General features: G+C 54.7%; 18 protein-coding genes. 8 read left to right on the plus strand and 10 right to left on the minus strand.

The features are described from left to right. The first annotated feature begins 348 nt into the window (after positions 1-348). Positions 349-1,365: an HTH-type transcriptional regulator GalR gene (gene galR, locus ACQG2G_RS17525; RefSeq protein ID WP_013098559.1), complete on the plus strand. Its 1,017-nt coding sequence runs from the start codon at positions 349-351 to the stop codon at positions 1,363-1,365. Here galR and ACQG2G_RS17530 read toward each other — a convergent pair. From ACQG2G_RS17530 to ACQG2G_RS17545, 4 genes are all read right to left on the minus strand, one after another. Then, positions 1,326-1,802: a GNAT family N-acetyltransferase gene (locus tag ACQG2G_RS17530; RefSeq protein ID WP_040021659.1), complete on the minus strand. Its 477-nt coding sequence runs from the start codon at positions 1,800-1,802 to the stop codon at positions 1,326-1,328. The two genes, galR and ACQG2G_RS17530, sit on opposite strands and share 40 nt — an antisense overlap. After that, on the minus strand, positions 1,799-2,572 hold the full coding sequence (locus ACQG2G_RS17535) for a GntR family transcriptional regulator (RefSeq protein ID WP_013098561.1): 774 nt from the start codon (positions 2,570-2,572) through the stop codon (positions 1,799-1,801). The genes ACQG2G_RS17530 and ACQG2G_RS17535 overlap by 4 nt, the downstream gene beginning before the upstream one ends. A 90-nt stretch (positions 2,573-2,662) precedes the next feature. Next, positions 2,663-4,090: a glycoside hydrolase family 1 protein gene (locus ACQG2G_RS17540; protein ID WP_061771864.1), complete on the minus strand. Its 1,428-nt coding sequence runs from the start codon at positions 4,088-4,090 to the stop codon at positions 2,663-2,665. A 7-nt stretch (positions 4,091-4,097) separates the two neighbouring features. Further along, positions 4,098-5,423: a PTS sugar transporter subunit IIC gene (locus ACQG2G_RS17545; protein WP_013098563.1), complete on the minus strand. Its 1,326-nt coding sequence runs from the start codon at positions 5,421-5,423 to the stop codon at positions 4,098-4,100. Positions 5,424-5,723: 300 nt separating this feature from the next. On the opposite strand from ACQG2G_RS17545, the gene ACQG2G_RS17550 reads away from it, so the two are divergent. Further along, complete coding sequence (locus tag ACQG2G_RS17550) at positions 5,724-6,761, plus strand: LacI family DNA-binding transcriptional regulator (RefSeq protein ID WP_348595960.1); 1,038 nt, start codon at positions 5,724-5,726, stop codon at positions 6,759-6,761. Here the strand turns inward: ACQG2G_RS17550 and lysA are convergent. Beyond that, entirely contained in the window at positions 6,731-7,993 is a 1,263-nt protein-coding gene (gene lysA / locus ACQG2G_RS17555) for a diaminopimelate decarboxylase (RefSeq protein WP_040021662.1), read from the minus strand. The genes ACQG2G_RS17550 and lysA overlap by 31 nt on opposite strands. A gap of 122 nt (positions 7,994-8,115) precedes the next feature. Between lysA and ACQG2G_RS17560 the strand changes: the two genes are divergently transcribed. After that, positions 8,116-9,042 (plus strand): LysR family transcriptional regulator, encoded by a 927-nt coding sequence (locus ACQG2G_RS17560; protein ID WP_038983870.1) that lies wholly within the window; start codon positions 8,116-8,118, stop codon positions 9,040-9,042. On the opposite strand, the gene ACQG2G_RS17565 is transcribed toward ACQG2G_RS17560, so the two are convergent. Then, positions 9,037-9,729, minus strand: a complete 693-nt coding sequence (locus ACQG2G_RS17565; protein WP_038983872.1) for an aspartate/glutamate racemase — start codon at positions 9,727-9,729, stop codon at positions 9,037-9,039. The two genes, ACQG2G_RS17560 and ACQG2G_RS17565, sit on opposite strands and share 6 nt — an antisense overlap. Positions 9,730-9,864: 135 nt before the next feature. On the opposite strand from ACQG2G_RS17565, the gene ACQG2G_RS17570 reads away from it, so the two are divergent. Next, entirely contained in the window at positions 9,865-10,188 is a 324-nt protein-coding gene (locus tag ACQG2G_RS17570; protein WP_013098568.1) for a cupin domain-containing protein, read from the plus strand. Between the two features lie 40 nt (positions 10,189-10,228). Here ACQG2G_RS17570 and wzz(fepE) read toward each other — a convergent pair whose 3' ends face one another. After that, entirely contained in the window at positions 10,229-11,353 is a 1,125-nt protein-coding gene (wzz(fepE), locus tag ACQG2G_RS17575) for an LPS O-antigen length regulator Wzz(fepE) (RefSeq protein ID WP_013098569.1), read from the minus strand. 408 nt (positions 11,354-11,761) lie between these two features. Here wzz(fepE) and ACQG2G_RS17580 point away from each other — a divergent pair, with 408 nt between their 5' ends. Genes ACQG2G_RS17580 through ACQG2G_RS17595 form a run of 4 tightly spaced genes read left to right on the plus strand, consistent with a single transcriptional unit; the run spans position 11,762 to position 15,984 of the window. Then, positions 11,762-12,652 carry a carbohydrate ABC transporter permease gene (locus ACQG2G_RS17580; protein ID WP_426769290.1) on the plus strand — a complete coding sequence of 297 codons (891 nt, stop codon included), beginning with the start codon at positions 11,762-11,764 and terminating at the stop codon, positions 12,650-12,652. Continuing rightward, on the plus strand, positions 12,645-13,547 hold the full coding sequence (locus ACQG2G_RS17585; RefSeq protein WP_023620436.1) for a carbohydrate ABC transporter permease: 903 nt from the start codon (positions 12,645-12,647) through the stop codon (positions 13,545-13,547). Before ACQG2G_RS17580 ends, ACQG2G_RS17585 begins: the two co-directional genes overlap by 8 nt. 12 nt (positions 13,548-13,559) lie before the next feature. Further along, a complete protein-coding gene (locus ACQG2G_RS17590) occupies positions 13,560-14,684 on the plus strand; it encodes a sn-glycerol-3-phosphate ABC transporter ATP-binding protein UgpC (RefSeq protein WP_348595961.1) in 1,125 nt (374 codons plus the stop codon). Positions 14,685-14,697: 13 nt separating this feature from the next. After that, on the plus strand, positions 14,698-15,984 hold the full coding sequence (locus tag ACQG2G_RS17595) for an ABC transporter substrate-binding protein (protein WP_040021666.1): 1,287 nt from the start codon (positions 14,698-14,700) through the stop codon (positions 15,982-15,984). Between the two features lie 69 nt (positions 15,985-16,053). Here the strand turns inward: ACQG2G_RS17595 and araE are convergent, their stop codons facing one another. The 3 genes from araE to kduI form a co-directional block, all read right to left on the minus strand. Next, the gene (gene araE, locus ACQG2G_RS17600) at positions 16,054-17,487 is read right to left on the minus strand and encodes an arabinose-proton symporter AraE (RefSeq protein WP_286012102.1); all 1,434 of its coding nucleotides are present in this window, start codon (positions 17,485-17,487) and stop codon (positions 16,054-16,056) included. A gap of 294 nt (positions 17,488-17,781) precedes the next feature. Beyond that, positions 17,782-18,543, minus strand: coding sequence for a 2-dehydro-3-deoxy-D-gluconate 5-dehydrogenase KduD (kduD, locus tag ACQG2G_RS17605; protein ID WP_013098575.1), 762 nt, complete (start codon positions 18,541-18,543; stop codon positions 17,782-17,784). Between the two features lie 63 nt (positions 18,544-18,606). Continuing rightward, complete coding sequence (gene kduI / locus ACQG2G_RS17610) at positions 18,607-19,443, minus strand: 5-dehydro-4-deoxy-D-glucuronate isomerase (RefSeq protein ID WP_013098576.1); 837 nt, start codon at positions 19,441-19,443, stop codon at positions 18,607-18,609. Between the last annotated feature and the right edge of the window lie 108 nt (positions 19,444-19,551).

Here is a 19,551-nt window from a genome sequence, read left to right on the forward strand (position 1 = left end):
ACAGCAAAAATAGAGGCGAAAAAAAACCTGCGCATCCGCGCAGGTTGGTGCAAGAGATGAGTACGAAACCGTACTAAGAAATCTCACCAATCAATACCTCTGGGATCTCAACTTTATCAATGTCGTCTACTTTCCCGCTATCGGACAATCGCAACAGCCTGAGGCAAAGTGTAACTAAAGGTTCAGATTGACATTATTCCGACATGTCTGGCCGTGTAACGATTACACCGCCGGGGTTGTGCTGCGTCACGTTTGTGGAGAGGGAAAGTGCGCCCCCCTTGAATGCACAGCGCTTTTCCGCAACACTTATTGGCGTGTAAACGCTTACCCCCACTAAGAAGGTAATGAATGGCGACAATAAAGGATGTGGCCCGTCTGGCAGGTGTTTCCGTCGCGACCGTGTCGCGCGTGATCAACGACTCCCCAAAAGCCAGTGACGCATCACGCCAGGCGGTGCAAAACGCCATGGAATCTCTGAACTACCATCCTAATGCTAACGCCCGTGCGCTTGCTCAACAGTCAACCGAAACCATCGGGCTGGTTGTGGGTGATGTCTCTGACCCCTTTTTCGGCGCCATGGTGAAAGCGGTTGAGCAGGTTTCTTATCAGACCGGGAATTTTTTGCTGATCGGCAATGGCTATCACAATGAACAAAAAGAACGCCAGGCTATCGAGCAACTGATCCGCCACCGCTGCGCGGCGCTGGTTGTCCATGCCAAAATGATCCCCGACGCCGAACTCATTCATCTGATGAAGCAGATCCCCGGCATGGTGATCATCAACCGGATTATTCCCGGGTTTGAGAAACGCTGCGTGGCGCTCGACGACCGCTACGGTGCCTGGCTTGCCACCCGCCATCTGATTCAACAGGGTCACACCCGCATTGGTTATCTCTGCTCAAACCACCCCATTTCCGATGCCGAAGATCGCCTGCAGGGGTATTACGATGCCCTGCGCGAAAACGGTCTGCCGTGCAATGACCGGCTGGTGGCTTACGGTGAACCCGACGAGAGCGGCGGCGAACAGGCAATGACAGAGCTGTTAGGACGTGGAAGGAACTTCACCGCTGTCGCCAGCTATAACGACTCGATGGCAGCCGGGGCAATGGGGGTGTTAAATGACAACGGGATTGAGGTACCGGGAGAAATTTCCCTTATTGGCTTCGATGATGTGCTGGTCTCCCGCTACGTGCGCCCTCGCCTGACCACCGTCCGCTACCCCATTATCACCATGGCCACGCAGGCGGCCGAGCTGGCGTTAGCACTCGCCGAGCAGCGTCAGCCACCGGAAATCACCCACCTGTTTAGTCCAACGTTAGTGCGCCGTCACTCTGTTGGGGCACCCGCCGAAGCCCCGGACGAATAGCGATAGAGATGTACCGTTTTGTCCGGGTACTCCAGCGCATCGCCGATATACTGCCAGCCGTAACGTTCGTAGAAGTCACGGCAGGCAGACCAGAGATGCAACGTGTCATACCCGGCCTGTGCGGCATAGTGGATAACATGCTTTTGCAGCAGCCCCGCCAGCCCCTTGCCTCGCGCCGCATCATCCACATACAGGGCTGCCAGCCAGGGGCAAAGATCCTGTCGGGTGATCAGATCGCAGCGCCAGAGCCCCACGGTGCCTACAAGCTGTTCGTTCTCCAGGGCAATAAAGGTCAGCGGTAATGCGCCCGGCGTCTGGCTGTGCTCAACAATACTGTGGAAAAACGCCCGGGGCAGGCCGTCGCCAAAGGCCTGCCAGATCCAGTCGGTCACCTGCTCCGCATACTGCGGTGCGGCGTAGAGCGGCAGAATAGTCATACCAGCTTCCCCTGGAAAATAGGCACAGATTCAAAGAGATAGCCGTCAAAGTCCGGCGCGTCTTCGTCTGAGAGTTCAAGTAAGCTTTTTTTCACGTTTTCCAGATGCTGGAACATTGCCTGCCAGGCGCCCATGACGTCACGGCGGCGCAGCGCGGCCAGGATGGTTTGCCGGTCACCCAGCCATTTCAGGCGGTACGCGCGGCTGGCGATGTGGCCATTAAACTGCTGCCACAGCGGACTGCTGTCCATGTGATGCCAGATACTCTCCACCGTCGCCAGCAGCATCTGATTTTGCGTCGCGCCCGCCAGGACCAGATGGAACATCTTATTGTTGTCCTGACTATTATCGTCGGCGGCAATCGCGCGTTGCTCCTGCTCGATAATACGGCGCAGATTGTCGATGTCTGCACGGGTCGCCATTTTGGCGGCAAACGCGGCAATATTGCTTTCGAGGAGCTGACGGGCCTGTAAAATCTCAAACGGCCCCACGTCGCTATTGAGAAAACGCTCTTCTTCGTTTTCATGCTCTTCGGGGATGCGCATCACATAAACACCGGAGCCCTGGCGAATATCCACCGTGCCCTGCAACTCCAGCATCAGTAAGGCCTCGCGCACGATGGTGCGGCTTACGCCGTACTTCTCGGCAATATTGCGCTCAGGAGGAAGGCGCGAACCAACGGGATAGTGCCCCTGGATAATCTGCGCCCGTAAATCCTCGCCAATTTCCTGGTACTGTTTTTTTTCCGGCAGGATGACAGCCTTATCCACGTTTTCACCTGTTTTTTCAGTTAATGCGCAGACCGGGCGTCCTCCCGGCCAGTTTGTGCGCTATTTTACCAGAACCGGCATGCTTTTCGCCTACTTCCATTCATCATCAACCTGAAGCGTGAGCCTCCGCGTATCGCGTAGCTGCCGGAACCAGGAGGCTGATTTTTTTGCTCGTCTGGCACGCTGGTTATCCAGATCGATCTCAATCAACCCGTAGCGGTTTTTAAACGCGTTCATCGGTGAGACGTTGTCGGTAAATGCCCACAGCATATAGCCATGGCAGTTCGCCCCCTCCTCCCGCGCCAGCAGTGTGTAGTAGAGGTGTTCGCTGATGAAATCGATGCGGTAAGTGTCGTCGATAATCCCATCGCGATTGCGAAATTGCGCTTCGTTTTCCACTCCCATTCCGCTTTCCGCCACGAACCAGTCGATATTGCGATAGTCTTTTTTAATCCGCATCGCCATGTCGTAAATAATGCGCGGGTAGATCTCCCAGCCGCGGGAGCGGTTCATGCGCCGCCCCGGCAGTTCAAACGGCTCGTAGTAGTATGCCGGGTGGAATGGCGTGTCCGGATGCCAGGCGCGGGAAGGTGCCTTCACACGGTGCGGGTAGTAGAGGTTAATCCCCAGTTCGTCGACGGTGTTATCCGCAATCAGCGCCAGCTCGTCCGCGGTGTACTCCCACTCAACCTGATGCTGCTCCAGCAGGGTAAAAAGCTCTGCGGGATAGCGCCCGTGCACCAGGGGGTCGAGGAAGAGACGGTTGTAGAACAGGTCATACATCTCAGCGGCCCGCACGTCATGCGGTGCGCGGGAGCGGGGATAGGTCACCTCCGGGTTGAGAATACAGCCCACAGAACCGCGATGGCCTTTCTCGCGAAACAGCTTCACCACCTTTGCCGTCGCCAGCACCTTATGGTGATTCCACTGCATCCACGTGCCGGTGTTCTGCTCATATGGCCAACGCAGCGCGTCCAGAAACACGCGGGTCTGGACGACAATCGGCTCGTTGAAGGTAAACCAGCGGGTCACTTTTCCGTGGTAGCGTGCAAAGACCTTTTCCGCATAGCGGACAAACAGCTCAACCACATGCTTTGACGCCCAGCCGCCGTAGGTATCCAGCAGCACGCCCGGCAGTTCGTAATGTTCGAGGCAGATCATCGGCTCAATGCCCTGACGGTGCATCTCATCGAACAGCGCGTCGTAGTAGGCAGCGTACTCTTCATCCACCGTCGCGTTTTCGTAGTCGGTTAAAAAGCGTGACCAGTTGATCGAGGTGCGGTAGTGCGTCAGCCCCGCCTGCTTCATCAGGGCCACATCCTCGCGAAAACGATTGATAAAATCGGTCGCCACCGCCGGGCCATAGCCGTTGTGCCAGACGTGACGGTCATTCTTGTACCATAGATCGATCCATGAATCCTGCCCCGGCTTTTTACCGCTCCAGCCTTCGGTCTGCCAGGCCGATGCGGCCGCGCCGAGAATAAAATCCTGCGGTATGGCTATCTGTTTTGTGCTCATCGCATCCTCACGGGTTGTCAGTGGCCTGCTGCAGCGCGGCCTGCTCTGCGCGGCGTGAAGCGATTTTCACAAACGGCAGATAGATAATGACGGCAGTCACAATGCAGATTAGCTGGGTGATCACCGCCCCCATCGAACCTGCCGTAGAGAGCCAGGCGTTGATCAGCGGCGGCGTCGTCCACGGCACCATCACCACCGCTTTACCGGCAAACCCGGTCACGGTGGCGAAGTAACCGATGGAGCCCGTCACCAGTGGAGTGATAATGAAGGGAATGGCGAGGATCGGGTTAAGCATGATTGGCATACCGAAGATCACCGGCTCGTTGATATTAAAAATCCCCGGGCCGATGGAAAGCTTGGCGATCTCTTTCATCTCTTTGCGTTTGGTGGCAATCATCACCGCGATCAGCAGGCCGATAGTCAGGCCCGAACCACCAATGCTCATATATACATCCCAGAACGGCATGGTGATGATGTTCGGCACCTCTTTACCCTGCTCAAACGCGCTCATGTTGACGGTGATCGCCCCCAGCAGCAGCGGCTCGCGGATCGGCTTGATCATCTGGTTGCCGTGGATACCAATCACCCAGAAAAGCTGTGCAACGAACATCAGCAGCAGGATCCCAGGCAGACTTTGCACCACCCGCTCCAGCGGCTGTTGCACCACCTGATACACCGCGTCGTAGAGATACATCCCGGTGATCTGATGAAACACAAACCCCAGCGTGGCAATGGCAGTGGTGGTAATAATCGCCGGGATCAGCGCGGAGAACGACGCGGCCACGTTAGGCGGCACGGTGTCCGGCATTCGGATCTTCAGCCCCGGGCGGTTCTCCAGCCAGCAGTAGATTTCAACGGACAGAATGGCGATAAACATGCCGAGGAACAGGCTGCGGGTATCTGAGAACTGGCGCAGCAGCACATCTTTCACCACGTGCATTTCGCCATCCACCAGCATCTCCACGGTGGTGGGCGTCACGCAAATAAAACAGATCACCGCCAGCAGCCCCGGGAAAAGGGATTTGATACCGTTGATGCGCCCCAGCTCAATGCCAATCAGGAATACCGCGCCAATGTTGAGGAAGTTCAGCGTGGCGTAATTCAGCGCGCTGGTGATCGGCTTTAGCGCGGCGAGGAACGACAGCGACGAGAAGCTCGCCAGGCCGTTTTTCGGATCCAGCACCATATTGGAGATCAGCACAGAGAACGCCCCAACGATGATGACCGGCATTAAGGTAATGAAGGCTGACTTGATCGCCATGATATAGCGATAGCTGTTGAATTTAGTGGCGAAACTGCCCAGAGCGTCGATCAGTTTTTCCTGCAATGCCATAGGGTATTACCTCAGTAAAAGGGCTTTTATTGGATAAGGTGTACAGCCGGATACTATTGGCATACCAAAAATAGCTTTATGAGGGTAATGGTTCTGTGATTAAGCTCTCAACACCACCAGCGGTATTCCAGATCGTGATTTATGACCAATTTGGTATACCAATTGCAGCAATTTCTTCGGTTATGTTGGATCGTTACTGAAAAGCGTGATCGTGATGGGCGTTTTGCCCTTCCCGCGTCGCTTATGCGCCGGATGGTCTGTGTTAAACTGCAGATCGTTACGTGGAATCAGGAATGTCTAATGGCAACAATGCTGGATGTCTCACTGCGCGCAGGTGTATCAAAAGCCACGGTATCGCGCGTGCTGAACGGCACAGGTCAGGTCAAAGAGAGCACGCGTCAGCAGGTGTTCGCGGCAATGGAAGAGCTGGGGTATCGCCCGAATTTTCTCGCGCGTTCGCTGGCTAACCAGACCAGCAACAGCATTGGTCTGGTGGTCTCGACCTTCGATGGCTTTTACTTTGGCCGCCTCCTTCAGCAGGCCTCCCGGCAGACCGAAACGCACGGGAAGCAGCTGATCGTCACCGATGGTCATGACGCGCCGGAACAGGAAGAACAGGCGGTACAGATGCTGGCCGATCGCAAGTGTGACGCCATTGTGCTCTACACGCGCTACATGAGCGAAAAAGCGATCATGAAGTTGATCCACTCCGTGCAAACCCCGCTGGTGGTCATCAACCGGGAAGTCAGCCAGGCTCCCGATCGCTGCGTCTTCTTCGAACAGCAGGATGCCGCCTTTAAGGCCGTGGATTACCTGATAAACCAGGGCCACCGGGAGATCGCCTGTATTACCGTCCCTATCCACACCCCTACCGGTAAAGCCCGCCTGATGGGCTACCGTAAGGCGCTGGAAAAGCACGGCATTCGTCTGGATGAGCGCCGGATTAAGTACGGCGATGCGGGCATGACGCGGGGGTATGAACTGTGCAGGGAGTTGATTGCTGACGGTGTGCCGTTTAGCGCCCTGTTTGCCTGTAACGATGATATGGCGCTGGGAGCCTCCAAAGCCTTGCGCCAGGCAGGGCTGAAGATCCCGCAGGATATTTCACTGTTTGGCTTTGACGATGCGCCCAGCGCAAAATGGCTGGAGCCTGCGCTCTCATCGGTCTATCTGCCGATAGATAATATGATTGTCACGGCCATCGACCAGGCGATCCGGCTGGCAAAAAACCAGCCGGTAGAAGCGATCCCGCCGTTTACCGGTACGCTAGTACTACGCGACTCGGTAACCACGGGGCCATATTTTACTCAGACGAGTTCCAGCGCCAGCAGCTCCTGAATGGTCTGGCGGCGACGGATCAGCCGCGCCTTGCCGTTATCAAACAGCACTTCCGGCAGCAGCGGGCGGCTATTGTAGTTAGAAGACATCGACGCCCCATAAGCGCCGGTATCGTGCAGCACCAGATAATCCCCGGGTTTCACCTCCGGCAGCGCGCGGGTTTCTACTTTACCCCCTTCCTGCTGGGTAAAGACATCGCCCGATTCACACAGCGGGCCTGCGACAACCGTATCAATACGTGGGGCGTCGGTTAAATCGCGGCCATCGGCGGCGAGCGCTGAAATATGGTGGTAGCTGCCATACATGGACGGACGCATCAGGTCATTAAAGCCCGCATCAATCAGCACGAAGTGTCGCGATCCCATCTCTTTCACGCTACGCACCTGAGCAACCAGCACGCCAGATTCCGCCACCAGGAAACGACCCGGTTCAATTTCGAGCTTCACCGGATGCCCCACATGCGCGGCAACTTTGTCGCGGGCGGCGCTCCACAGGCCGTAATAGTGATCGGTATCGATCGCCTCTTCCCCTTCACGATAAGGAATCGAAAGGCCGCCACCGGCGGAGATCGCCTCCAGATCCTGCCCAAAGTCGATAACCTGACGCACCATCGCGCCGCACACCTGTTCCAGGTGACCGTAATCCACGCCCGAACCAATGTGCATATGAATGCCCACCAGCTTCAGGTTGTAACGCTGTAATACCTCAAGGGCGGCGGGCATATCGGCATACCAGATGCCGTGTTTACTGTTTTCACCGCCAGTGTTGGTTTTCTGGCTGTGACCATGGCCAAAACCGGGGTTCACACGTAGCCAGACGCGGTGGCCGGGAGAAACCTGTCCAAGCTGTTCCAGCATATCCACAGACCCGGCATTAACCGGGATCTGCAGTTCATGCACGCGGGCAAGCGTCGCGTCGTCGATCAGATCCGCAGTAAAGACAATTGCGTCAGGATCGGTTTTAGGATCGAAGCCAGCCGCCAGCGCGCGCTCGATTTCACCCAGCGACACGGAGTCAACCTTCACGCCCTGCTCGCGCATCAGGCGCAGGATATGGATATTGGAGCACGCCTTCTGGGCAAAACGCACCACGTCAAACTGATGCAGCGCGGCAATCTTCTCGCGAACGATTTGCGCATCGTAGACCCATACCGGGCAGCCAAACTCGGCAGGCAGGCGCAGCAGGTTGTCGGCATTTAAATCGGTGTCAGTCTGGTTAAGCGGGCGTGGCATGGTCTTCTCCGGGTGGTCATCTTTTTTATGATTACGCCACAGCAGAAAGAGAATAAAAAATATCGTTTTATCGCGAGTCTATGCAAAAATGATATGGACAGTCCTTCGCTTCCAGGTGCCCTATGCCCGCCGTCAACTTACGCCATATTGAGATTTTTCACGCCGTGATGACCGCCGGCAACCTCACCGAAGCCGCGCAGATGCTGCACACCTCGCAGCCTACGGTAAGCCGCGAGCTGGCACGGTTCGAGAAAGTGCTGGGACTGAAACTGTTTGAACGCACCCGGGGCCGGCTGCACCCAACGGTACAAGGGCTGCGTCTGTTCGAGGAAGTGCAGCGCTCGTGGTATGGGCTGGACAGAATTGTCAGTGCGGCGGAAAGCCTGCGCGAGTTTCGTCAGGGCGAACTGTCGATTGTCTGCCTGCCCGTCTTTTCACAATCCTTTTTACCGATGCTGCTGCAGCCTTTTCTGGCCCGCTATCCGGAGGTCAGTCTCACTATCGTGCCGCAGGAATCTCCGCTACTGGAAGAGTGGCTTTCAGCGCAGCGTCACGACCTGGGGTTAACCGAAACCCTCACTACCCCCGCAGGTACGGAGCGCACGGAACTGCTCACGCTGGATGAGGTTTGCGTGCTTCCTGCCGGGCACCGGCTTGCCAGTAAAGCAATGCTGACCCCCGCTGATTTCCACGGGGAAAATTACATTAGCCTGTCGCAGACCGACAGCTATCGACAACTGCTGGACACGCTGTTTGCCGAACATCAGGTAAAACGCCGGATGGTGGTGGAAACGCACAGCGCGGCCTCAATATGCGCGATGGTACGTGCCGGGGTAGGCGTAGCCGTGGTTAACCCGCTTACGGCACTGGACTATGCCGGGAGCGAGATTGTGATTCGCCCGTTTAGCCTCTCCGTCCCGTTTACCGTCAGCCTGATCCGCCCCCTGCATCGCCCGGCGTCGGCACTGGTAGATGCCTTTACCGGGCATTTGATTGAGCATGCGCGTGAGGTGGCGCTTCGCTTACCTGACCGGCAAAATCCGTTATGACAGCATAAACTCAACGGCATCGGCAGCGTGAATGGCGGCAGTGTCGAATACCGGGATCGCGCTTCGCTCAGCCGGTACCAGCAGGCCGATCTCGGTACAGCCGAAGATCACCCCTTCTGCCCCCTGCCGGGCAAGTTGTTCAATCACGCTGACGTAATACGTCCGGGAAGACTCACTGAAGGTGCCGAGGCAAAGCTCATCAAAAATAATCTGATTAATGCGCGCCCGGTCGGCGTCATCCGGGATCAGACTTTCGATACCAAACTCACTGCTCAACCGGCCACGGTAAAAATCCTGCTCCATGGTGTAGCGCGTACCCAGCAGCGCCACGCGACGCATCCCCGCCGCGCCAATCGCGCGCCCGGTCGCATCCGCAATATGCAAAAACGGCAGCGGGCAACGCGCTTCAATGTGCGAAGCGACTTTATGCATCGTGTTGGTACAGAGCAAAATCCCTTCGGCACCGGCACGCTGAAGCCCGAGTGCCGCCTGCGCCAGTATCTCTCCGGCTTTGTCCCATTCACCGCTCGACTGGCACGCTTCGATCTCATGGAAGTCCACGCTGTGCAGCAGCAGACTGGCAGAATGCAGTCCCCCGAGGCGCTGCTTCACCCCTTCATTAATTAAACGATAGTAGGGAATGGTCGATTCCCAGCTCATGCCACCCAGCAGGCCGATTGTTTTCATTATCCCTCCTTCTCTGTTTATCTCAGTGAAGCAAACTTGTGATCGCGTTTCCAGTTCTTTGTCGCGCCGTTTCTTTTTAAAAAGAGGTGATATAAATTAAATGAAACAATATTTCATTTTATAATGAGGGAAGGCATGTTTATTTTCCACAACGAGACCACGCTTGACGATCTGGGTAACGGCGTAACCCGTCGGATCCTGGCCCATAGCGGTAAGATGATGGCGGTTGAAGTGAATTTCGCCCAGGGCGCGATTGGCCCGATGCATAGCCATCCGCATGAACAGCTAACCTATGTGCTGTCCGGTGAGTTCGAATTCACCATTGGTGAAGAGAAGCATATTGTCAGGGCCGGCGATACGCTCTACAAAGCGCCGCATGTCATGCACGGCTGCGTATGTCTTCAACCCGGCACCCTGCTGGATACCTTTACCCCCGTACGGGAAGATTTTCTGCAATAAAAAAGGGCGCTGATTTCAGCGCCCTTTTTCTCTGCGTCAGTTATTCCGCTACCGGCTCTGGCAGCGGGTTACGGCTAAGCATCGCTTCACGAAGCAGCACGCTACCGCAGGCGAACAGCCCACCCAGGATCCCCGCCAGCATGACAATCAGCGCTTTCCCCGGGCCATCTTTTTTCACCGGCATGGAAGGTGAAAGCTGATACTTGAAGGGTTCCAGTTTAACGTCTTCAACGGAGAGTTTTTTCAGCTGCGCCAGATAATATTCACGGTTCTGGAAGTCTGCATTCAGCTCAGACACATCCTTAAGATTTTTCTCAATCTGCAATTTCTGCGCGATACCGTCAGCGCCGAGGGCAACGGAGTAATCCGGATCGTCTTTTACGGCCTGTCCGTTGCTGTAGACAGGTTTCTTAATACCCGCCGCGTTAGCCACTTCCAGCGAATAGTTAAGACGCTGCAGATTGGTGTTGTGAATATTGGTCAGACGCACCCGATCCAGATCCAGCTGCTGCTCTACCACCTTCGTTTTCAGGGCGAGCTGGTTACGGATATTCAGCATGATCTCTTGCTCGACAATCGCGGCAATATACTTGATATACCCTTCCAGAACGGTTTGCGCATCTCCCGCCGTGGGGGCGGTAAAGCTGAGCGTCCAGGAGACGTAAGGCGCTTTATCCGCGTCTTTTACCTGAGTGTTATCAATCGCTTTCATCTTCTCAGAGATATTGACCACCGCACGATGCAGCTCCAGCGGATCCACGTTTGTCCCCTCAAGCTGTGACATAACGTAAGGGGAGGATTTCATATACTCTTCAAGCAATGACTGCGACTGAAACTTTTTGATAAACAGTCCAAACACTTCATCACGGGACACTTTTACGTCCACATCCAAAACCTGGAGTGCCACCATCATCTGGCGCAGCGGGTTCCACTGCGTCTGTTCGGCAGGCGTGATCACCGCTTTACTGGTCCATTTCTGCGGCAGTAAAAAGGCAATCGCCAGTCCGGCCAGCGCAAACGCGAACGCAATTGCGATGATGCGTTTTTTGGCGGCAAGCAGGATGTCTAACAGCCCCAAAAGGTCGATTTCTTTAGTGCTGACAGCCGGGGTGGCATAAGAAGGAAAATCGAGGTCCGTGTTTTTTTTGAAATCCATCGCTGACATAGACGTTCTTCTGTTAAGAGTGCAGGTAATTTCTGCCTCGTGAGTTCAAGTGGTCCGATGATACAAGAAAGTAAGAATAATCTGAACGCGATATTGATCTATCTGTGTACTGGCTATCAAAGTTGGTAGTTAGTACCTTTCCGGTATTATTGTTATTAATCATCCGCTTTTCTTTCTGCTTACATGCAAGACCTGCCTTGATCGCCAGAAATAGCGGCAAAATGCCACCCTCCTCACTTTATTGAAACAGCGTTTCGATGCTGATCACATTTCCATCATTAAGCGAATGACGCGGGAAAAAATAGCCATAATATAAAATAAAACACTGTTTTATTATTCGAAAACTACGGTTCGGATGTCATGAAACTCATACCGTCATTTCACCCACTGATTGCCAGGTAGGTCTGTATGAATGAAAACAAGCTGCTGGGGCTCGCATGGATATCACCCTACATTATTGGGTTGATACTCTTTACGGCTTTCCCCTTCGTCTCATCGTTTTTCCTCAGTTTTACGGATTACGATTTGATGAGCCCACCGGTGTTTAACGGCATCGAAAACTATCGCTATATGTTTACCGAAGACACGCTCTTCTGGACATCAATGGGTGTCACGTTCGCGTATGTATTTTTGACCATTCCGCTGAAGCTCGCGTTTGCATTAGGGATTGCGTTTGTTCTCAACTTCAAATTACGCGGGATCGGCTTTTTCCGTACCGCTTACTATATTCCGTCGATCCTCGGCAGTTCCGTGGCGATTGCTGTGTTGTGGCGCGCCTTATTTGCGATAGATGGTCTGCTGAACAGCTTTATTGGCGTATTTGGCTTCGACCCGGTGAACTGGCTGGGTGAGCCCTCTCTGGCGCTGATGTCCGTGACCCTGCTGCGCGTCTGGCAGTTCGGCTCCGCGATGGTCATCTTCCTGGCGGCGCTGCAAAACGTTCCGCAGTCTCAGTATGAAGCGGCAATGATCGACGGCGCGTCCAGATGGCAAATGTTCATGAAAGTGACCGTGCCGCTGATTACGCCGGTGATTTTCTTCAACTTCATCATGCAAACCACTCAGGCATTCCAGGAATTTACCGGGCCGTACGTCATTACCAGCGGCGGGCCAACCTACTCGACCTATCTGTTCTCGCTCTACATCTACGACACGGCGTTCAAATATTTCGATATGGGTTATGGCGCGGCGCTGGCGTGGATCCTGTTCCTGGTGGTGGCCGTCTTTGCAGGTATCGCCTTTAAGTCGTCGAAATACTGGGTGTTCTACTCCGCCGATAAAGGAGGCAAAAATGGCTGATATTCAACACCTTTCCGCGGCAAGAAGCGTCGCCGAACGCGAGGTTGCCCGTACGCAGCGCAGAGAGAAAATCAACGCCACCGTTCGCTATACGATCCTGCTGTTTGTCGGCCTGCTGATGCTCTACCCGCTGGTGTGGATGTTCTCAGCGTCGTTCAAACCGAACCACGAGATCTTCACTACCCTGAGCCTGTGGCCGGCGCATGCCACCTGGGACGGGTTTATCAACGGCTGGAAGACCGGGACCGAGTACACCTTCGGCCATTACATGCTGAACACCTTTAAGTATGTGATCCCCAAAGTGATCCTGACCATTATCTCCTCCACCATTGTGGCGTATGGTTTTGCCCGCTTTGAGATCCCGTGGAAAAAATTCTGGTTCGCCACGCTCATCACCACCATGCTGCTGCCCAGCACCGTGCTGTTGATTCCGCAGTACCTGATGTTCCGTGAAATGGGCATGTTGAACAGCTACATGCCGCTGTACCTGCCGCTGGCCTTCGCCACGCAGGGGTTCTTCGTCTTTATGCTGATCCAGTTCCTGCGCGGCGTGCCGCGTGACATGGAAGAGGCGGCGCAAATCGACGGCTGTAACTCCCTTCAGGTGCTGTGGTACGTGGTGGTGCCGATCCTGAAACCGGCCATTATCTCCGTCGCCCTGTTCCAGTTCATGTGGTCAATGAATGACTTTATCGGGCCGCTGATTTACGTCTACAGCGTGGATAAATACCCGATTGCATTAGCGCTGAAAATGTCCATCGACGTTACCGAAGGTGCGCCGTGGAACGAAATTCTGGCAATGGCGAGCATCTCCATTCTGCCATCCATCATTGTGTTCTTCCTGGCCCAACGCTACTTCGTGCAGGGCGTCTCCAGCAGCGGAATTAAAGGTTAAGAGGGAAATATCATGGCTGAAGTTGTCTTCAATAAACTGGAAAAGGTTTACTCCAACGGCTTCAAAGCCGTACATGCTATCGACCTGAAGATCGCCGAGGGGGAGTTTATGGTGATCGTCGGTCCATCCGGCTGTGCCAAGTCCACCACCCTTCGCATGCTGGCGGGGCTGGAAACCATCAGCGGCGGTGAAGTGCGGATCGGCGATAAGATCGTGAACAACCTCGCACCGAAGGAGCGCGGCATTGCGATGGTGTTCCAGAACTACGCGCTCTACCCGCACATGACGGTGCGCGAAAATCTGGCCTTTGGTCTGAAGCTGAGCAAACTGCCGAAAGAGCAAATTGAGTCGCAGGTAAACGAAGCGGCCAAAATCCTGGAGCTGGAGTCGCTGCTTGACCGCCTGCCGCGTCAGCTTTCCGGTGGACAGGCCCAGCGCGTCGCGGTTGGCCGCGCGATTGTGAAAAAGCCGGACGTGTTTCTCTTTGACGAACCGCTGTCAAACCTTGATGCCAAGCTCCGTGCCTCGATGCGTATTCGTATTTCAGATCTGCATAAGCAGCTGAAGCAGTCCGGTAAACCGGCCACCACCGTCTACGTCACGCATGACCAGACCGAAGCGATGACCATGGGCGACCGTATCTGTGTAATGAAGCTGGGCCACATCATGCAGGTCGATACCCCGGATAATCTTTACCACAAGCCCAACAACATGTTCGTCGCAGGATTCATCGGTGCACCGGAGATGAACATTCGTAAAAGCCAGTTGGTGGAAAAAGCCGGGCAACTGCACATCACCCTCGGCAATGAAACCATGCCGCTCAATGCGCAAACGCAGGAAAAAGTCGCTGCTTACGCCGGTCAGGACGTGTTCTACGGCGTGCGCCCGGAATTTGTGTCGATCTCAGACTCGCCTTTCCCGGATGGGTGCAGCGGCGAAATGGTGCGCGTGGAGAACATGGGCCACGAATTCTTTGTGTACCTGAAGGTAGCAGACCACGAACTGACCGCCAGAATCCCTTCGGAAGAGGCTAAGCCGATGATTACTAAAGGGCTTAATCGCAAAGTCTATTTCCGCTTCGACATGAATAAGTGCCATATTTTTGACGCAAAAACTGAACTGAACCTCTCTCTCTGATGGAGCAAGAAAAATGAAAAATGTGCTTTTAAGCGCAGCAATCTCCGCGACCCTGGGCCTTACTGCTTTGCCATCGATGGCGCAAAATACCGATTTACGTATGTCCTGGTGGGGCGGTAATGGCCGTCACCAGGTGACGCTGAAAGCGTTAGAAGAGTTCCATAAACAGAACCCTGACATTAACGTTAAGGCGGAATATACCGGCTGGGACGGGCATCTTTCCCGTCTGACCACCCAGATTGCAGGCGGCACAGAGCCGGATGTGATGCAAACCAACTGGAACTGGCTGCCGATCTTCTCGAAAACCGGCGACGGCTTTTACGATCTGAACAAAATGAAGGACGTGATAGATCTAAGCCAGTTTGATGCCAAAGAGCTCCAGTCCACAACGGTCAACGGCAAGCTGAACGGGATCCCAATCTCCGTGACCGCGCGCGTCTTCTACTTTAACGACGAAACGTGGAAAAAAGCGGGCATCGACTACCCAAAAACCTGGGACGAACTGATGGCCGCCGGTAAAACCTTCGAAAGCAAGCTCGGCAAGCAGTATTACCCTGTCATACTGGAACACCAGGACACGCTGGCGCTGCTGAATTCTTACATGGTTCAGAAATACAACATCCCTGCCGTGGACGAGAAAACCAAAAAATTCACCTACAGCAAGGCGCAATGGGTGGAGTTCTTCCAGACCTACAAAAAACTGATTGATAGCCATGTGATGCCGGACACCAAATACTATGCGTCGTTTGGCAAGAGCAACATGTATGAGATGAAGCCGTGGATCCAGGGGGAATGGGGCGGCACCTATATGTGGAACTCCACCATCAATAAATACTCCGATAACCTCAAGCCACCGGCAAAACTGGTGCTGGGCAGTTACCCGATGCTGCCGGGTGCCACGGATGCGGGCCTGTTCTTCAAACCGGCACAGATGCTGTCGATCGGTAAATCGACCAAAAACCCGGAAGCGGCGGCAAAGCTGATTAACTTCCTGCTGAACAGTAAAGAGGGCGTGGAGACGCTGGGCCTGGAGCGTGGCGTACCGCTGAGCAAAGTGGCGGTTCAGTACCTGACTGAAGCCGGTACCATTAAAGAAAACGACCCGTCGGTTGCAGGCCTGCGTCTGGCGCAGTCGCTGCCTGCAAAACTCAGCGTGTCCCCTTACTTTGACGATCCGCAGATTGTGGCGCAGTTCGGCACCTCGCTGCAGTATATCGACTATGGTCAGAAATCGGTGGAAGAGACCGCTGCAGATTTCCAGCGTCAGGCTGAGCGTATTTTGAAGCGGGCGATGCGTTAAAAGTCGACGCCTTACCGGGCCGACAAGGTATTGTAGGCCCGGTAAGCGAAGCGCCACCGGGCAATAACATTACACGCCAATATTACGTAATTTCTCCCCGCTCATCAGCTTGCGTTCAATATGCTCCAGCGTCACGCCTTTGGTTTCAGGAATCAGCCAGAAGGTCACCCCGATAAACACCACGTTCAGTACCGTGTAGAGCCAGAACGTTCCTGCTGCACCAATGGCATCCAGCAGCGTCAGGAAGGTTGCGCCGATGATCATGTTCGACACCCAGTTGGTGGTGGTGGAACAGGTGATGCCAAAGTCGCGGCACTTCAGCGGCTGAATTTCAGAGCACAGGATCCACACCACCGGTGCGGCGCTCATGGCATATCCGGCGATACACATCATGGTCATCCCGACAGAGAGCCAGGAGAGACCGCTCGAGGCGGTGCCATTATCAAACTGCATCAGACAGTAACCGAGGATCAGCGTACCGAGCGCCATTACGCTAAAGCCAATCTTCAGCGCCGGTTTACGACCGGCTTTATCCACGGTAAATACCGCGATAAACGTGGCAAACATAAAGGTCAGCCCGACCACCAGCGTTGCAATCATCTGCTGTTCAGTGGTGGTAAATCCGGCCATTTTGAAGATACGCGGCGCGTAATACATGATGATATTCATCCCGGTGAACTGCTGCATCGCCTGCAGCAGCATGCCAAGGAACACCGCGCGACGCACGTTGCGGTTGGCTTTAAACAGCGACCAGCCGCCCTGCTTCAGCTTCAGGCTTTCACGGATCTCGTTCAGCTCTTCACGCGCTTTCTCTGAGGTATCACGCAGCATGCGCAGCACCTCTTCCGCTTCCACGTGACGACCTTTCTGCGCCAGCCAGCGCGGGCTGTTCGGCAGGAAAATCACCAGCACAATCAGCAACAGCGCGGGCAGCGCCAGCACGCCCAGCATGGCGCGCCAGTTACCGCTGTAGCTGAAGTAAGTATCTGACAGAAACGCCAGTACGATACCCAGCGTGACCATCAGCTGGTACATACTGATCATCTTGCCGCGCACGTTCTCGCTCGCCATCTCCGAGAGATACAGCGGCGCGGTGTAGGAGGCAATCCCGACCGCCACGCCCAGCAGGACGCGGGAGAGCAACAGCACTTCCACGTTGGTGGCGAACGCAGAGCCAATGGAGCCTGCCACAAACAGGATCGCCCCAACCATCAGGCTATATTTGCGCCCGAGACGGAACGAGAGCCAGCCGTTGAACAGCGCGCCGATGGCCGCGCCAAGCATCATGCTGCTCACCACCCACTCCTGCAGGCGACTGCTCAGCGTAAAGTGATCGGTAATAAACGGTAATGCGCCAGCAATGACGCCGATATCCAGTCCAAATAACAAGCCAGCCACTGCCGCCGCAATGGAGACAAACTGGTTCATGCGGCGAGTATCGCGCAGCGCCGCGGGCATGAGGGTAGAGTCATTTATAGATGTCATAGTTTCCTGCCTGAACAGAGAAATTCGTTAAGTGAAATTACGAGATAGGGAAGAAAAGTGTCAGGCCGGAATTCGCGAAGATATGGATTATTTCGCTATGGCATGGCGATCTGTGATGGACATTACAATTTCAACTCGCGGTGAAATATCGCCATATTTTACTAATTGATTAATATTTAAGTAATAAAACTGTGATGCGTGTCATTTATGATTTTTTAGTATGGATTTTTCATCTTTGTCGATATGGATAATGACAATTTTTGAGCAAAAAAAACCTCCACCCGCAGGCAGAGGCTCTTTCGTCAGCGCGAATTAACGCGCCAGCCAGCCGCCATCAACCGCTACGGTATAACCGTTGATGTAGTCCGACGCCTTCGATGCCAGGAACACCACAGGTCCTTTCAGATCGTCCGGCAGCCCCCAACGCCCTGCCGGGATTCGGTCAAGGATTTCCGCGCTACGCTGCTCGTCCGCACGCAGCTGCTGGGTGTTGTTGGTCGCCATGTAGCCCGGGGCAATGGCGTTAACGTTGATATTGTGCTTCGCCCATTCGTTCGCCAGCAGACGGGTGACCCCCATCACTGCGCTTTTTGACGCGGTGTAAGACGGCACCCGGATGCCCCCCTGGAAGGAGAGCATGGAAGCGATATTGATAATCTTGCCGCCGTTCCCCTGAGCGATGAAGTGTTTCGCCGCCGCCTGAGACATAAAGAACACGCTTTTGATATTCAGGTTCATCACGTCGTCCCAGTCGCGCTCGCTGAAGTTAATCGCGTCTTCACGGCGGATCAGCCCGGCATTATTGACCAGAATATCGATATGACCGAATTCCGCCACGGCGCGATCCAGCAGGTCAGGAATGGCGTCGATTTTACGCAGATCCGCGGTCAGGCTCAGGAAACGGCGGCCCAGCGCGGTCACGCGCTCGATGGTTTCCGTAGGCTCGACGATGTTGATGCCCACGATATCGCAGCCCGCTTCTGCCAGCCCTAACGCCATGCCCTGGCCCAGACCGGTGTCACAACCGGAAACCACAGCCACTTTACCTTGCAGAGAGAATGCATCCAGAATCATGTTTGTTCCTTACTCTTTCGATGCCTGTCAGCAACAGGCAGATTTATGCTTAACTGCCCGCGACTAGCGCAGATCTTTTACCGCGACGTGGTCCATGTCATCAAAGACCTGGTTTTCACCGACCATTCCCCAGATGAAGGTATACGCCTTCGTCCCCACCCCGGAGTGAATTGACCAGCTTGGAGAGATAACCGCCTGCTCGTTATGCATCACGATATGGCGTGTTTCCTGCGGTTGCCCCATCATGTGGAATACGCAGGCATCCTCATCCATGTTGAAGTAGAAATAGACCTCCATACGGCGCTCGTGGGTATGGCACGGCATGGTGTTCCACAGGTTGCCCGGCGCCAGCTCGGTCAGCCCCATGCTGAGCTGGCAGGTCTCCAGCACATCCGGAACGAAGTATTTGTTGATGGTGCGACGGTTGCTGGTGAGGTTATCGCCCAGCGTCACCGGGGCTACGTCTGCCGGGGTAACTTTTTTGGTAGGACAAGTGGTGTGAGCCGGGGCGCAGTTGTAGTAAAACTTCGCTGGCGTGCTGCCGTCGACGCTGGCAAAAACCACCTCTTTCGCGCCCTTGCCGACATACAGCGCGTCACGGTGACCAATTTCGTAGCACTGGCCGTCAACCGTAATGGTGCCCGGCCCGCCAATGTTAATCACGCCCAGTTCACGCCGTTCCAGGAAATAGCTCACGCCGAGCTGCTTACCCACTTCCCCACCCACGGAGACAGTTTTGGTCACCGGCATAATTCCGCCCACAATAATGCGGTCAATGTGGCTGTAGACCATGGTGTAGCGATCGGCTTCGAACACCTGCTCAACTAAAAATTCACTGCGCAGCCCCTGCGTGTCGAGGGTTTTGGCGTGCGCGCTGTGGATGCTTTGTCTGACGTCCACGATAACCTCCAGAATGGATCGTGCCCGAAGGCAGAAAATTAACGAAACGACGTTCCGTTTTAAGGATAAGCACAGTGTAAACGCCCATAATGGGGTTTTCAATTACAT

The sequence above is a fragment of the Enterobacter cloacae complex sp. 382A5 genome (assembly GCF_050031095.1).
GTDB lineage: Bacteria > Pseudomonadota > Gammaproteobacteria > Enterobacterales > Enterobacteriaceae > Enterobacter > Enterobacter cloacae.

Excerpts from the sequence above, each read along its gene's own strand:
- ACQG2G_RS17570 (WP_013098568.1), top strand. The coding sequence starts at position 9,865 with ATGTTTATTTTCCACAACGAGACCACGCTTGACGATCTGGGTAACGGC.
- ACQG2G_RS17545 (WP_013098563.1), bottom strand. The coding sequence starts at position 5,423 with ATGGCATTGCAGGAAAAACTGATCGACGCTCTGGGCAGTTTCGCCACT.
- lysA (WP_040021662.1), bottom strand. The coding sequence starts at position 7,993 with ATGCCACGCCCGCTTAACCAGACTGACACCGATTTAAATGCCGACAAC.
- galR (WP_013098559.1), top strand. The coding sequence starts at position 349 with ATGGCGACAATAAAGGATGTGGCCCGTCTGGCAGGTGTTTCCGTCGCG.
- ACQG2G_RS17530 (WP_040021659.1), bottom strand. The coding sequence starts at position 1,802 with ATGACTATTCTGCCGCTCTACGCCGCACCGCAGTATGCGGAGCAGGTG.
- kduD (WP_013098575.1), bottom strand. The coding sequence starts at position 18,543 with ATGATTCTGGATGCATTCTCTCTGCAAGGTAAAGTGGCTGTGGTTTCC.
- ACQG2G_RS17580 (WP_426769290.1), top strand. The coding sequence starts at position 11,762 with ATGAATGAAAACAAGCTGCTGGGGCTCGCATGGATATCACCCTACATT.
- ACQG2G_RS17595 (WP_040021666.1), top strand. The coding sequence starts at position 14,698 with ATGAAAAATGTGCTTTTAAGCGCAGCAATCTCCGCGACCCTGGGCCTT.
- ACQG2G_RS17540 (WP_061771864.1), bottom strand. The coding sequence starts at position 4,090 with ATGAGCACAAAACAGATAGCCATACCGCAGGATTTTATTCTCGGCGCG.
- ACQG2G_RS17590 (WP_348595961.1), top strand. The coding sequence starts at position 13,560 with ATGGCTGAAGTTGTCTTCAATAAACTGGAAAAGGTTTACTCCAACGGC.
- ACQG2G_RS17565 (WP_038983872.1), bottom strand. The coding sequence starts at position 9,729 with ATGAAAACAATCGGCCTGCTGGGTGGCATGAGCTGGGAATCGACCATT.
- ACQG2G_RS17560 (WP_038983870.1), top strand. The coding sequence starts at position 8,116 with ATGCCCGCCGTCAACTTACGCCATATTGAGATTTTTCACGCCGTGATG.
- ACQG2G_RS17585 (WP_023620436.1), top strand. The coding sequence starts at position 12,645 with ATGGCTGATATTCAACACCTTTCCGCGGCAAGAAGCGTCGCCGAACGC.
- ACQG2G_RS17550 (WP_348595960.1), top strand. The coding sequence starts at position 5,724 with ATGGCAACAATGCTGGATGTCTCACTGCGCGCAGGTGTATCAAAAGCC.